We start from the raw sequence: 397 nt of genomic DNA on the forward strand, positions 1-397 counted from the left end.
CTTCCTGCTGCGCTCGCTCGAGGACCTCGAGCGCGAGCACGACGCCGGCGACCTCACCGACGCCGACCACGCCACCCTCAAGGACGACTACACGGCCCGGGCGGCCGAGACGCTGCGGGCCATCGAGGGTCAGCGGCTGGCGTTCGCCGCCGCCGGCGCACCGCGGAACCGGACGCGCACCGTGCTGACCCTGGCCGGCGTGGCCGCGTTCGCGGTGGTCGCCGGGCTGCTGGTGGCCTCGTCGCTCGGCGCGCGCAAGGCGGGCGACACCATCACCGGCGGCATCACCACGAAGTCGTCGCCCAGCCAGCAGGCCCAGCTCTGCATCCCCAAGATCACCGCCGAGCCGGTCGAGGCCCTCAAGTGCCTCGACGCCGTGCTCGAACAGGATCCGCGC

1 protein-coding gene is annotated in these 397 nt (G+C 74.1%); it reads left to right on the plus strand.

Annotated features, from left to right (window positions below; genetic code table 11):
* On the plus strand, positions 1-397 hold a 397-nt coding region (locus I6F37_RS43575; protein WP_225154922.1), incomplete at both ends, for a hypothetical protein.

Source organism: Bradyrhizobium sp. NBAIM08, from assembly GCF_020193935.1.
Lineage (GTDB): Bacteria > Pseudomonadota > Alphaproteobacteria > Rhizobiales > Xanthobacteraceae > Bradyrhizobium > Bradyrhizobium yuanmingense.